The following is a 12885-nucleotide window of genomic DNA, read 5'->3' as shown; positions in this document are numbered from 1 at the left end:
CCCGGCCGGAGGTGTTCCGGCCGGGGTATCCGGTCAGTCTGCAGATGCCCGGCTAGCGGTGGTCTCACCCGAGTCAACGCCGGTCGAGCCGGTGGGGTTCGCCGCTGATCGGGAATCGACGCGGTGCTTCTGGTCGAAGAGCGCGCCCAGGAGCACCAGGACAGCAGAAGCCGCGATCAGCAGGGACACGCCCCAGGTCGAGTGGCTGGGCGACATGGTGACCATGGCCAGCGCGGCCAGCGGGGCGAGACCGCCGGCCACCGCACCGCTGATCTCCCGTCCAGCGCCGAGGCCCGAGGAACGGACCTCTGTCGGGAACTGCTGTGCCATGAACGGGCTGCTCGCCACGATGATGATCGGGGCGAGGACACCTGTTGCCAACATCAGCAACGCCCAGATGTAACCGGGGCGTCCGGTGTCGAGGACCCAGAACATCGGGAAGGAGAGCAGGAGGACCCCGATCGCGCCGACCACCATGACGCGGCGGATCGAGGTCCGGTCGCAGATGCGGCCGATGAGCGGGACCGCGATGATGGCGACCGCGCTGGCCAAGGTGATGCCGAACGATCCCACGTTGGCGGCGACGCCTTGGAATTCGGTGAGGTAGGACAGGGAAAAGGTCTTGAAGGTGTACGAGATCGCTGCGTAGCCCCCGTAGACCGCCGCCACGACCAGCAGGCCGCGCCAATCGGACCGCACCAGGTCGCGCAGGACGTGGATCCCCTTGCGCTTGCGGGCATCCTTCGCCACCTGCTCGAATTCCGGTGTCTCGGGCATGTTGCGGCGGATCCACCAGCCCACGCCGACGAGGGCGAAGCTGGCGATGAACGGGATCCGCCAACCCCAGCTGTAGAGGAACTCGTTGCCGAAGCTGGTGACGGCGGTGACCGCCAGCGATGCCGCCAGCAGACCGATCTGCGCTCCCAGCGCGGGAAGCGCTGCGTAGCGCCCCTTCGTCTTCTCGTCGGCGTACTCGTAGGCCACGGTGATGGCGCTGCCCAGCTCCGCGCTCGCCCCGAAGCCCTGCAGGATCCGCAGGACCACCAGGAGCACTGGCGCCGCGATGCCGATCGACGCAAAAGGGGGCAGCAGGCCGATGAGCCCCGATGCGATGCCCATGAGCAGCAGGCTGAGCGAGAGGACTGCCTTCCGGCCGATCTTGTCGCCGAGCGCTCCGAAGAGCACCCCGCCCAGCGGGCGGGCCAGGAAGCCGACCGCGAAGGTCGCGAAGGCCGCCAAGGTGCTTAGGGACGAGTTGCCCGAGGGGAAGAAGATCTTCCCGAACACCAGCGCCGCCATGGAGGCGTAGAGGTAGAAGTCGAACCACTCGAGCGTCGTGCCGATCACGACGGCGGGGCCCACGCTCTTCGGGGGCTGCGGTGGTGCGGATCCGGTTGCGGGTGGTCCAAGCGTCATCGATCGACCCTTCGCTGTTGCAGTCCCGTGTGGTTGCCACCACATGGACAGGAGGGCCATAAGATACACAAAATATTATGTGAAACAAAGAGGTCGCCTGGTCGGACGGACATGTCTGCCCGACCAGGCGTCGTTGGCGATCAGCTCCGCGTCTTCAGCGCTGCGTCGAGCTGGTCGTTGTCCGCGCCGATGTCGCGCGCGGCGTGCAGCGGCGGTGGGCGCTTGCCGTCGAAGGACAGGGGCAGGCCGACCAGGCCGAGGCCGTCCTCCTCGGTCTTGCCGATGATGTCCAGTTCCCGGGTCTGCTCGTGGGCGACCACGTCGGCGACGGTCTGGACGGGGGCCACCGGGATCCCGTGTTCCTGCAGCAGTTCCTGCCAGTGGACGCTGGGCTGCTGACTGAGCTGGTTGCCGATCAGCCGGTCGATCTCCGCCCGGTTCCGCAGCCGGGCCTGGTTCGTCGCGAACCGCTCGTCGGCGGCCCACTCCGGATGCTCGAGCGCCTCGCACAGCATGGCGAACAGCGAGTCGTTGGCGCAGCTGACGATCAGGTCTCCGTCGGCCGTCGAGTAGGCGCGGTGCGGCACGATGAAGACGGCGCCCGAGCCGTGCCGGCCACCGGGGTGGCCGTCGGCGTTGTAGTTGGCGATACCAACGGACATCCACGCGATGGCGGTCTCCAGCAACGAACCGCTGACCGTCGCACCGCTGTGCTTCGCCTGGCGCCGGTACAGGGCCGAGAGGATGCCGATCACAGCCCACATCGCGGATCCGAAGTCGATGATGGACACACCGGCGCGCACCGGCGGCTGCCCGTCCTCACCGGTGATGCTCATGATTCCGGAGAACGCCTGCATGAGCGGGTCGTAGCCGGGGTAGTTGCGCAGCGGTCCGACGTGCCCGAACGCCCCGATCTCGCAGTGGACCAGCTCGGGTTTGGTGACCCGGAGGCTGTCCGCGTCCAGCCCGTACTTCGCGCTGGTGCCGGGCCGGAGGTTGTGGATGAAGACGTCGGCTCGTTCGGCGATCAGCCGGTGCAGCGTCGCGAGCTGGTCCCGGTCCTTGATGTCCAGGCTGACGCAGCGCTTGCCGCCGTTGAGCGCGTGGAAGGCGGCACCGCTGCCCTTCCATGTGCTCGGGCCCCAGCCGCGCGCAGAGTCGCCCGTGGGCCGTTCCACCTTCCACACCTCGGCGCCGAGCTCCGCGAGGATCTTCCCGGCGAACGGCGCGGAGGCGCTGTCGCTCAGCTCCACCACGACGACCCCGGACAGGGGCAGGTCACGTAGCATCATTGCTCTCCGCTTCCCTAGACGACCGTTTGTTGCAGTTGTGAGGAATGCGTTTCCCGCGAACCGGGGTTCAAACGCCCCGGACCGGATCGGCGGCGACCGCGGCACCAGAGGCCAGCAAGTCGTCGATCTCGGCCCGGGCGAAGCCGTACTCGGTCAGCAGCTGTTCGGTGTGCTCGCCCAGCCGCGGCGCGGGGAAGCGCAGCTCCGGCTTGCTCTCGCTCCACTGCTGGGGGATCCCCAGCATCCGGAGCCGGCCTTCCGTCGGGTGCTGCTCGTCGACGAAGAAGCCCACCTCGGCCAGGTGCGGGTCGTCGAGCAGCGTCTCGGGGGTGTTCATCCGGATGACCGGGATGTCGGCCTCGGTCAGCAGTTCTAGCCACTCGTCGGTGCTCTTGGTCTCGAAGACTTCCGCCAGGAACTCGTACAGCAGGCCGATGTGCTCGGTCCGGCCGTGGATGTCGGCGAAACGCGGATCCTCGGCCAGGTGCGGGTGCCCGGACAACTCGAAGAACCGCCGCCAGTGCCGGTCGGTGTAGACGTTGACCCCGATGTGCCCGTCCGAGGTCCGGTACGGACGCCGGTCCGGGTTCATCATCCGCGCGTAGCCGGAGTCGCCGATGGACGGGACGAAGGTGTGCCCGTAGAGGTGATCGCCCATCACGAAGTGCGCGAACGTCTCGAACATCGGCACCTGGACTTCCTGCCCTCGTCCGGTCCGCTCCCGTCTGAACAGCGCCATCGACACCGCCGAAGTGGCGGCCATGCCGACGACGCGGTCCGCGATCGCGGTGGCCACGTACTCGGGCGGGCCCGACTTGCGGCTCTGCAGAACGGGCATCCCCACGGCGGCCTGGATCAGGTCGTCGTAGGCCGGGCGGTCCGCGTGCGGACCGTTCTGCCCGAAACCGAAGGCCCCGCAGTAGACGAGCCGCGGGTTGATCGAGCGGGTGTCTTCGTAGGACAGACCGAGCTTGGTCATCGACTTCGGCCTGATGCTGTGCAGCAGGACGTCGGCGCTGCTCAGCATCCTCTTGAGCGCGGCATTGCCCCCGGCGGTCTTGAGGTCCAGGACGATGCTGCGCTTGTTCCGGTTGAGGTGCAGGAAGATCGCGCTCATACCGGGGTTGCGACATGGCCCGACGCCACGGGTCGTGTCGCCTTGCAGTGACTCGACCTTGGTGACGTCGGCGCCCATGTCGGCGAGCAGCAGCGAGGCGTAGGGACCCATGAAGTTCGACGTCAGGTCGATGACCCGCACGCCGTCCAGCGGCCCGGCCACGTCACTGCTCCGGTCCGTCGTCGACCAGTGCGAAGACCGGCAGCTTCTGCTCCCCGCGCTGCACGTAGCGGACTGCCACCGCGCGGCCGATCTCGATCTCTTCCGGATCGCCGTCGATCTGGGCGAACAGGAAGTAGTCCTCTTCCAGGTGCACGAATCCGACGGTGTAGGGCACGATCGAGGCCCACACCGGTGTCGGGCCGCGCATGATCGTGCTGTGCGAGTAGATCGTGCCGCGCCCGTTGGAGCGCTTCCACGTCAGCGCGGTGGAAGAGCAGCCGGGACAGTGGGAATGCGCGGGCCACACGGCCTGCGCGCAGTCGGCGCAGTGCTGGAAGGCCAAGTCCTCGCCCGACAGCGCGTGCCAGTACGGCTGCGCGTCGAGCAAGCGGTACGGCTGCGGCCAGTCGTGCAACGTCGTTGTCTCACCCATGCCGTGCTCCCAATCGTGGCTCAGGTCGAAGTGGACAGCAGCAGCACGCTGCCTGCGGCGAGCATGCCGCCCGCACCCTGGACCAGCGCGGTCTTCGGACGACGGGTCGGGGCGTGGCCGAGTGCGGTGCCGCGCAGTTGGCGGGTCGCCTCGATCATGCTGTCCATGTTGCAGGAGATCCCGGGCTGGCCGAAGGACAGCCAGCCTCCGTTGGTGTCGGTCGGCAGGTCCCCGTCGATACCGGTGCGGCCTTCGCGGTAGACGTCGATACCGCTGCCCTTCTTCGCGAACCCGAGGTCCTCCATGACGATCGGACCCATGTGCGCGAAGTTGACCGAGATCTGCGCCATGTCGACGTCGTCGGGGGTGAGCCCGGACATGGCGTAGGCCTGGCGCGCTGCCTCCGCCGTGGCGGTGTGCGTGAGGTTCGGGAACGTTCCCAGACCGGGGAACTTGCAGCTGCGCATGTTCATCCGGTCGGTCAGGTATTCGTGCGTGGTGGCCGACCCGTATCCGAGCAGGTAGACCGGATCGCGGGCGTGCCGGGCGTTCTCCGGCGACGTCACGACCAGCGCGCCTCCGGTCCCGCCGCCCCAGGTGGAGCACATCCACCGGCGCAGCGGAGTGGCGACGTACGGCGAGGACAGCACCTTTTCGCGGTCGATCTCGCCGTGCTTGGCCTTCGCCGCGTGCGGGTGGTGGGCGCCCCATCGTTGGTTGGCCACCGCGACGTCGGCGAGGTCCTCCTCGGTCACGCCGAACTCGTGGAAGTACCGCTGCGCCGCCTGCGCGTACAGCGAGGGGATCGTCGGGCCGTAGGCCACCTCGAACTGGGGGTCCGCATCGGCTTCGGCACCCATCGCCACCGCGTCGACGAACAGCTCGGTCGCATCGCTCTGCAGGCACAGCACGTACTCCGCGGTCCCCGCGGCGATCTGCTGCGACGCGATGGCCAGCGATGCGGTCAGCCCGGCGCCGTGCAGCGTGAGCTCGCTGGTGAACGTCACGGGCATCTGCATGTGCGAGATGAAGATGTTGCTCCACTGCGAGCGCTTGTCGGCCCACGGCGAGCGCCCGGTGAACACGGCGTCGACCTGGTCCTTGCGGATGCCGGCTTCCGCGAGCGCGGCCGTCGTGGCCTCCGCCGCGAGCTGCAGCGGGTCCTTGCGGTCCGCCTTCGAGGCGTAGGCATCACCCATGCCCACGATGGCGGCGACCGGTTCGCCTGCCATGGCGGTCACTTCCCCTCCGGCTGCTTCTCCGTCGGCAGCGAAGCCGCCAGCAGCGCTTCGAGGTCCGCGCGGCGGCGCAGCATGAGCAGGCTCCACTCGCTGCGCTGCACGACGTACCCGTCCTGGTTGAGCGCCTTCATCAGGAAGGTCGTGACGCCGTACTTCTCGTCCTTCTCCTTCTTGGCGGTCACCTCGGCGGTGACGTAGATGGTGTCGTCGATGGCCACCGGCTTGAGGTAGCGCAGGTTGTCGATGCCGTAGTTGGCCTGGATGGCGGGGCCGAACTGGATCAGCCCGGTCATGATCGAGTAGGTCAGCGAGCCCTGCACGAGGCGCTTGCCGAAGCGGGTCTGCTCGGCGTAGTGCTTGTTGGAGTGGATTTCGATCCAGTTCCCGGTCAGCGCGCAGTAGTTGACCACATCGGCCTCGGTGATCGTGCGCCCGCCGGTCCGGAAGACCTGCCCGATCTCAAGCTCGTCGTAGGGCATGTCGATGCGATTGTTGATGGTGCTCATGGGGTTCTGCCTCTCGTTCGGGCGGTGGATCAACGGCGCATCGACTTGGCGATGATGGTGCGCTGGATCTGGGAGGTGCCGCCGCCGATGGTGGACTGGATGCTCTCGCGCAGGTAGCGCTCCATGTCGGCCTCGGGGAGGTTGGCGTAGCCGCCGAGGATCTGCATGCCGTCCAGGGCGCAGGCCTTCAGCGTCTCGGAGCCGTACAGCTTGGCCATCGAGGTCTCGCTGGCTGCGGGGAGGTTCTCGGCCTTCATCTGCGCGGCGCGGTAGCAGAGCAATCGCGCGGCGTCGACCCGCGTTTGGTTCTCGGCCAGCATGTGCTTGAGCACCTGGAAGTCGTAGATCGGCCGGCCGAACTGGGTCCGCTCGTGGGCGTACTTGTTGGCCGCGTTCACGGCTTCCTGGGCGTTGCCGACGTAAGCCGCGGCCACCGCGCAGCGCTCCAGTTCGAGGTGCTCGGTGATGATCTTCCACCCCTGGCCGACCTCGCCCAGCAGGGCCTCGGCGGGAACGCGGACCTCGTCGAGGAAGATCTCCGTGGTGCCGGTCGCGTGGCGGGACAGCGTCGGCAGCTTGCGGATGTCCAGGCCGGGGGTGTCGTTGGGGATCAGCAGCACCGACAGGCCGTTGTGCTTGTCGTCGGGGTCGGTGCGCACCAGCATCGCGATGACTGTGTCGTTCGCCGCCGCCCCGCTGCACCACAGCTTCGAGCCGGAGACGATCCAGTCACCGTTGGCGTCGCGGCGCGCGCGGGTCTTGGTGTTGGCGGCGTCCGAACCCGCGTCCGGTTCGGAGATCGACACCGAGAACCGGATCTGGCCGTCGATGAACGGCTTGACGTACTGGGCCTTTTGCTCCGGTGTGCCGTACTTGATGATGTTCATAGCGGTGAAGGTGGGCACCAGCACCGAGCACGCGAAGTCGAAGCCGAACTTGCCCAGGCCCTCGGCCATCAACGAGTAGTCGAAGATGTCCCCGCCGGAGCCGCCTTCCTCCTCCGGGATGAGGATGCCGAGCCAGCCCTGCCGGGCGATCTTCTCGTACGCCTCGTAGGGGTACTCGCGGTTGGTGTCGCAGTTGCGCACGTATTCCACGGTGATCTCGTTGTCCATGAAATCGTTCACCGCGGTCAACCAGTCGGACTGGGATTCGTTCAAGAAATTAGCGCACATTTCGCCTGCACTCCGAATTGATGCGATTCGGTGCGGGAACATCGCCCGCAACCCGGGATGTTCATATATTAAATCTGATCTTCGGTCCAACCAAGTGATGAATTCCGAATTGGCGGTTCGACGGCGTCGAACCGTCAGGTGATCGCACCTGCCTCCCGCAGCGCGACCAGTTCGCCGGGGGTGAATCCCCAGTCGCCGAGGACTTCCCCGGTGTGCTGACCGGGATGCGGGGGAGGCCCTTGCACCGCGCCGGGAGTGCGGCTGAAGCGCGGGGCAGGTGCGGGCTGGACCACGCCGTTAACCTCCACGAACGTCTCCCGCGCGCGGAGGTGCGGGTGGTGCGGGGCTTCGGTCAACGACAGCACCGGTGCGAGGCAGGCCTCCTCGCCTTCGGCGAGTGCGCACCACTCGTCGCGGGTGCGCGTGCGGAACACCGCAGCGAACTTCTCGCGCACCTCTGGCCACCGCGACCGGTCGTGCTGGTCGGGCATCTCGTCCTCGCTGAACCCGAGCAGGCGCAGGACGTTGCGCCAGAACCGCGCCTCGTTGGCGGCGATGCTGATCCACCGGTCGTCCGCCGTGGCGTAGACCTGGTACCAGGGCGCACCCGAATCGAGGCGGTTCGTGCCGCGCTCGTCGTTCCAGTACCCGGCGGCGTAGAGCCCGTAGATGAGCGTCATCAGCGATGCCGAACCGTCGACCATGGCGGCGTCGATCACCTGGCCCTGCCCGGAGGCCCTGCTCTCCAGCAGCGCGGACACCACGCCCAGCGCGAGGTAGAGCGAACCGCCGCCGAAGTCCCCTGCGAGGTTGAGCGGGATCGCCGGCGGCCCGCCGGCAGTTCCGATGGAGTGCAGCACCCCGGTGAGCGAGATGTAGTTGACGTCGTGCCCGGGTTCCTGCGCGAGCGGCCCGTCCTGGCCCCAGCCGGTCATCCGGCCGTAGACCAGCGCCGGGTTCGCCGCCAGGCAGGCATCGGGGCCGAGGCCCAGCCGCTCCGCGACTCCCGGCCGGAACCCCTCGATCAGCGCGTCCGCCCGGCGGACCAGTGCCAGGACCGCATCGACCGCCGCGGGGTTCTTCAGATCCAGCGCAGCGCTGCGCCGCCCGCGGTTGAGCAGGTTGAACTTCGGGTCGATTGGCGCACCGCCGTCGTAACCGGCGGGACGGTCGATGCGGACGACGTCCGCGCCCAGGTCCGCGAGGAGCATCCCGCAGAAGGGCACCGGCCCGACGCCGCCCAGCTCCACGATTCTGACGCCCGCGAGCGGGCCCTTCTGCTTCGGCGTCATCTCGGCTCCAGCCAGGTTCGTCCGCACGGATCGCTGTGACGATAGCCCGCGGTCCACGCCGTTCCAATTGCGAAATCGCGAATCGCGGATTCGACGGAGGCGAATCGAATTCCGCAGTTGCCCGTTCGGGTTCGGATGGTACGAGTGAGCTTGACAACATCATATTTCCACCATTAACTTGCCCGAAATCGCCGACCGCGGCGGGAGCCGATTCTGGTGATCGATGCGGAAAAAGCGTCGTGTCGTCGTGATCTGTTCGATCCGACCCGGCTTCGTGCATTTCCATCAGGTCGGTCGGCCTGCGAGTCCGAGCGTCCCCAATTCAGCTGACGTGGAGGTCAGGAGATGGCGGAATACGGCGAGATCCGACGGTTGTGGGCGCTGGACGCCCCGCAGCTCACCGTGGACAGGGGGCTCCTGGTGGTCGGGGCGGGCGGTGAACCGGTGACGATTCCCGCGCCATCGTTCCTGATCGAGCACGACGAAGGGTTGATGATCTTCGACACCGGGCTGGCCGCCGACGGCGCCGGTGATCCGGCTGCGGCCTACGGTCCGGTCGCGGAGGCGTTCCAGATCGACTTCCCGGCGGAGCACCGGCTCGACCGGCAGATCGAGGCGCTGGGCTTCCAGACCTCGGACGTCCGCCAGGTCATCATCTCCCACCTGCACTTCGACCACACCGGCGGGCTGGTGCACTTTCCTGGTGCGGAGGGCTTCATCGGCGCCGGGGAGATGCGGTACGCGCGGACTGCGGATCCCGTGCTGCACGGCTTCTTCCGGGAGCAGGACCTCGATGCGGCGGCGAAGATCCGGTGGCGCGAACTGCCCGCGGGGTACGACCACGACGTGTTCGGCGACGGCAGCGTGACTCTGCTTTCGCTGCCCGGGCACACGCCGGGATCCCTCGGCCTCGGACTGCGGTTCCAGGACCGGTACCTGGTGCTCTCCGGAGATTCGGCGCACCTGCACGGCAATGTCGACGCCACCATCGGCATGACGCTGGACGCCGACACGGTCGGCAAGCTCGACTCGTTGCGGAAGCTGCGGCTGCTGGAATCCCGGCCGGACACCACGCTCTGGGTCAACCACGACCCGGCCGACTGGCAGGAGTACCGCGCGAACGGCAAGGAGGTCTCCTTCGGCCGGTAATCGGTTCCGGCGCGGGGAATTCCATGCGCCGCTCGCGTCACCGTGCTCGGTGGGGCGGTGCGCGCCGACCGTCCGTTGCACGGCGAGCCGCGCATAGTGGCACATAATATATCAAACTTCGAGTCTTCATCTGACTGTCGGAGGGTTATATCCTCGCCAGCAGCTCCTCCGGTGCCCGATCCAGGGCGCCACGGTGTTGATCCGCCGGCGAGGGCGCTTGTGGCGACCGGGTGATCGATCCCCCGGTAAATGACTTTAGCTAATGAAATTAGTTTGTCCAGGCATCGCGGTGCGCCGAGAAGGCGAACACCGAACCGAGCGGGTACCGGTCCACGGTGGACTTCCGCGTCTGAGATGAGGGAACCATGAGAGTACAAGGACGTATCTCACCGGCGGTCGAGTCGGCCGCGCCCGCCAAGGGGCGGGGGCGGGTGCTGTTCGCGACCATCGCCGCGCAGTCGATCGAGTACTACGACTTCCTGATCTACGGGACCGCGGCCTCGCTGATCTTCAGCGCGCACTTCTTCCCGGCGGCGAACCCGGTGGCCGGGATCCTCGCCTCGTTCGCCACGTTCGCGGTCGGGTTCGCCGGACGGCCGCTCGGTGCGGCGGTCTTCGGCCACTTCGGCGACAAGTTCGGGCGCAAGCCGGCGTTGCTGGTGGCCATGATGCTGATGGCCGTGTCCTCGATGCTCATCGGTTTGCTGCCGACCTACGCGACCATCGGCGTGGTGGCGCCGGTCCTCCTGGTGGTCCTGCGCCTGGCCCAGGGGATCTCGGTCGGCGGACACTTCGGCGGGGCAACCCTGATGTCGCTGGAGAACGCACCGCCGAACCGCCGTGGTCTCTTCGGCGCGCTACCTCAGCTCGGGGTGGTCGTCGGCATGGTCGGTGGAACGCTCATCTTCCTGCTGATCAGCAACATCACCACACCCGAGCAGTTCGCGGCGTGGGGCTGGCGGATCCCGTTCCTGCTCAGCTTCGTGATGTTCCCGGTCGCCTACTTCGTGCACCGCTACATCGAGGACACCCCGGAGTTCCGCCGGGCCGACGACAAGCTGGCCGAGAGCAAGCGATCGAAGCCGCGGTCCTCGGTGGTGCAGGTGCTGCGCAACCCCAAGCAGGTCCTGCTGGTCGCGTTCACCTTCATCCCCGCCACCATCAGCTTCTACGTCATCGTCACCGGCCTGCTGCACTACGCGACCAGCGATCTGGGGATCAGCCGGAACACGATGCTGTCCGTGGTGATGCTCTCGATGGTCGCGTTCGCGGTGGGCACGATCGGGTTCGCGCTGCTGTCCGACATCGTGGGGCGGCGTGCGGTCTACGCGGGAGGCGCGCTGTTCGCCGGGGCGTGGGGTTTCGCGCTGTTCCCCTTGGTGGAGACCGGTAGCTTCCCGCTGATGCTGCTCGCCGCGTGCGTCGGGCAGCTCGCGGTCGGCGCGATGTTCGGGCCGGGCACCGCACTGTTCGCCGAGGCGTTCCCGCCCAGCGTGCGCTACTCCGGGGCCTCCATCGGCAACCAGCTCGCGAACATCCTCGGCGCCGGTTTCGCCCCGTTCATCATGGTGTCGCTCCTGGCGGCGACGCACACCTCGGTGTCGGTGTCGCTCTACATGCTCGCGGGCTCGCTGGTCAGCCTGGTCGCGATCTCGATGCTCCGCGTGTCGACCGGGAAGGCCGCGGCGGCGAGCTGACTGTAGTCGTGAATGCGCGGCGGTGCTCAAGCGCCGCCGCGCATTTTGATGCCGAACGGAGAGTGCTATATATAAAATATTCTAGTCGAGACTTGATTCCCCCAGTGAAGGAGCGACGCTGTGCACACCCGCGGCCCTGCTGAGGGCTTTCCGGAGATCGGAGGAGCGATGGGCGTGAGCAGGGGTGAGGTGGCATGAGCGGGCCGCTGGTCGGCGTTCGGGTTGTCGTTCTGGCCGGGATGGGCCCGGTTCCCTTCGCCGGGATGCTCCTGGCCGACATGGGCGCCGAAGTGGTGAGGGTGACGCGGCCGGCGAACCGGTCGCAGCGCGCCCTGGCCAACACCGACGGGATGCGACCCGAGCACGACCTGGCCAACCGGGGTGTCGAAGCGGTCGCTGTCGACCTCAAGGACCCGCGAGGTGTGGAGTCGATCCGGCAGCTCGTGGCAGAGGCGGACGTGTTCGTCGAGGGGTACCGCCCAGGCGTTGCCGAGCGCCTAGGTCTGGGCCCGGAGGTACTCCTCGAGCGAAATCCGGCGCTCGTCTACGCCCGGCTCACCGGTTACGGCCAGTCCGGTCCGATGGCCAAGCAGGCCGGGCACGACATCAACTACGTGGCGCAGTCCGGTGCGCTGCACGCCATGGCCCGCGCCGGTGAGGCGCCTCGGCCTCCGATCAACCTGCTCGGCGACTACGCGGGCGGCGGGACGATGGCCGCTTTCGGCATCGTGTGCGCGCTGCTGGAGGCGCGTGGTTCCGGGCGTGGACAGGTGCTGGACGCAGCGATGGTGGACGGAGTCGCACTGCTGACTGCCAAACTGCAGGGCCTGCGAGCTGCGGGCCTGTTCGCTGACGAACCCGGCACGAACTGGCTCGACTCCGGCGCGCCGTACTACGACACCTACCAGTGCGCAGACGGCCGCTACCTCGCCGTGGGGGCGCTGGAGGCGGACTTCTACCGGGAGTTCCTCGTGCGGCTCGACGTGGACGTCAGCGGCTGGCCGGAGCAGCACGACCGGGCGGCGTGGCCGGAGCTGCGGGAGCGGATCGCCGCTGCGGTGGCGGCGAAGACCCAAGCAGAGTGGGCCGCGATCTACGCGGGTACCGACGCGTGCGTCACACCGGTGCTGACGTTCGACGAGGCGGCCGAGGACCCGCACAACGCCGAGCGGCAGGTGTTCCAACGGATCGACGGAGTACTGCACCCGTCGCCGGCGCCGCGCTTCAGCCGGACCGCGCCGCGCGAACCGGCCGCGCCGCGTCCGCAGCCGCTCGACCTGCAGAGCCTGCTCGAGTCCTGGGGCGGCGGGAGCTGACATCCGCAAAACCAGCCGCGTCCCGGAGACCGAGATCTCCGGGACGCGATTCGAGTCAGGGCCGGTACCGGCCCTGCACCTCGTTCAGC

At 67.8% G+C, this 12885-nt stretch carries 11 protein-coding genes; 3 read left to right on the top strand and 8 right to left on the bottom strand.

All coding sequences use genetic code 11. The features are described from left to right. Window positions 1-33 precede the first annotated feature (33 nt). The 8 genes from OU415_RS01475 to OU415_RS01440 form a co-directional block, all read right to left on the bottom strand. Window positions 34-1416 (bottom strand): MFS transporter, encoded by a 1383-nt coding sequence (locus OU415_RS01475; RefSeq protein ID WP_270946653.1) that lies wholly within the window; start codon window positions 1414-1416, stop codon window positions 34-36. Between the two features lie 140 nt (window positions 1417-1556). Next, window positions 1557-2708 carry a CaiB/BaiF CoA transferase family protein gene (locus OU415_RS01470; protein WP_270946652.1) on the bottom strand — a complete coding sequence of 384 codons (1152 nt, stop codon included), beginning with the start codon at window positions 2706-2708 and terminating at the stop codon, window positions 1557-1559. A gap of 67 nt (window positions 2709-2775) precedes the next feature. Next, window positions 2776-3987, bottom strand: coding sequence for a CaiB/BaiF CoA transferase family protein (locus OU415_RS01465; protein WP_270946651.1), 1212 nt, complete (start codon window positions 3985-3987; stop codon window positions 2776-2778). 1 nt (window position 3988) lies between these two features. Continuing rightward, on the bottom strand, window positions 3989-4420 hold the full coding sequence (locus tag OU415_RS01460; RefSeq protein WP_270946650.1) for a Zn-ribbon domain-containing OB-fold protein: 432 nt from the start codon (window positions 4418-4420) through the stop codon (window positions 3989-3991). A gap of 20 nt (window positions 4421-4440) precedes the next feature. Continuing rightward, window positions 4441-5652, bottom strand: coding sequence for a thiolase family protein (locus OU415_RS01455; RefSeq protein WP_270946872.1), 1212 nt, complete (start codon window positions 5650-5652; stop codon window positions 4441-4443). 5 nt (window positions 5653-5657) lie between these two features. After that, window positions 5658-6167 (bottom strand): MaoC family dehydratase, encoded by a 510-nt coding sequence (locus OU415_RS01450; RefSeq protein ID WP_270946649.1) that lies wholly within the window; start codon window positions 6165-6167, stop codon window positions 5658-5660. Window positions 6168-6196: 29 nt separating this feature from the next. Next, the gene (locus OU415_RS01445) at window positions 6197-7327 is read right to left on the bottom strand and encodes an acyl-CoA dehydrogenase family protein (RefSeq protein WP_270946648.1); all 1131 of its coding nucleotides are present in this window, start codon (window positions 7325-7327) and stop codon (window positions 6197-6199) included. 149 nt (window positions 7328-7476) lie between these two features. Then, window positions 7477-8634 carry a CaiB/BaiF CoA transferase family protein gene (locus OU415_RS01440; RefSeq protein ID WP_270946647.1) on the bottom strand — a complete coding sequence of 386 codons (1158 nt, stop codon included), beginning with the start codon at window positions 8632-8634 and terminating at the stop codon, window positions 7477-7479. A gap of 345 nt (window positions 8635-8979) precedes the next feature. On the opposite strand from OU415_RS01440, the gene OU415_RS01435 reads away from it, so the two are divergent. The 3 genes from OU415_RS01435 to OU415_RS01425 all read left to right on the top strand — a co-directional run bounded on the left by OU415_RS01435 (window position 8980) and on the right by OU415_RS01425 (window position 12796). Then, window positions 8980-9783 (top strand): N-acyl homoserine lactonase family protein, encoded by an 804-nt coding sequence (locus OU415_RS01435; protein WP_270946646.1) that lies wholly within the window; start codon window positions 8980-8982, stop codon window positions 9781-9783. Window positions 9784-10148: 365 nt separating this feature from the next. Continuing rightward, the gene (locus tag OU415_RS01430; protein WP_270946645.1) at window positions 10149-11480 is read left to right on the top strand and encodes an MFS transporter; all 1332 of its coding nucleotides are present in this window, start codon (window positions 10149-10151) and stop codon (window positions 11478-11480) included. Between the two features lie 194 nt (window positions 11481-11674). After that, complete coding sequence (locus OU415_RS01425) at window positions 11675-12796, top strand: CaiB/BaiF CoA transferase family protein (protein WP_270946644.1); 1122 nt, start codon at window positions 11675-11677, stop codon at window positions 12794-12796. The last annotated feature ends 89 nt before the right edge of the window (window positions 12797-12885 follow it).

This window comes from Saccharopolyspora oryzae, from assembly GCF_027853915.1.
Classification (GTDB): domain Bacteria; phylum Actinomycetota; class Actinomycetes; order Mycobacteriales; family Pseudonocardiaceae; genus Saccharopolyspora; species Saccharopolyspora oryzae.
This window is presented reverse-complemented; position numbering and strand designations above follow the sequence as displayed.

What these genes read in the sequence shown, in the direction of transcription:
- OU415_RS01425 (WP_270946644.1), top strand. Translation starts at nt 11,675, where the DNA reads ATGAGCGGGCCGCTGGTCGGCGTTCGGGTTGTCGTTCTGGCCGGGATG.
- OU415_RS01440 (WP_270946647.1), bottom strand. Translation starts at nt 8,634, where the DNA reads ATGACGCCGAAGCAGAAGGGCCCGCTCGCGGGCGTCAGAATCGTGGAG.
- OU415_RS01460 (WP_270946650.1), bottom strand. Translation starts at nt 4,420, where the DNA reads ATGGGTGAGACAACGACGTTGCACGACTGGCCGCAGCCGTACCGCTTG.
- OU415_RS01470 (WP_270946652.1), bottom strand. Translation starts at nt 2,708, where the DNA reads ATGATGCTACGTGACCTGCCCCTGTCCGGGGTCGTCGTGGTGGAGCTG.
- OU415_RS01475 (WP_270946653.1), bottom strand. Translation starts at nt 1,416, where the DNA reads ATGACGCTTGGACCACCCGCAACCGGATCCGCACCACCGCAGCCCCCG.
- OU415_RS01455 (WP_270946872.1), bottom strand. Translation starts at nt 5,652, where the DNA reads ATGGCAGGCGAACCGGTCGCCGCCATCGTGGGCATGGGTGATGCCTAC.
- OU415_RS01435 (WP_270946646.1), top strand. Translation starts at nt 8,980, where the DNA reads ATGGCGGAATACGGCGAGATCCGACGGTTGTGGGCGCTGGACGCCCCG.
- OU415_RS01450 (WP_270946649.1), bottom strand. Translation starts at nt 6,167, where the DNA reads ATGAGCACCATCAACAATCGCATCGACATGCCCTACGACGAGCTTGAG.
- OU415_RS01430 (WP_270946645.1), top strand. Translation starts at nt 10,149, where the DNA reads ATGAGAGTACAAGGACGTATCTCACCGGCGGTCGAGTCGGCCGCGCCC.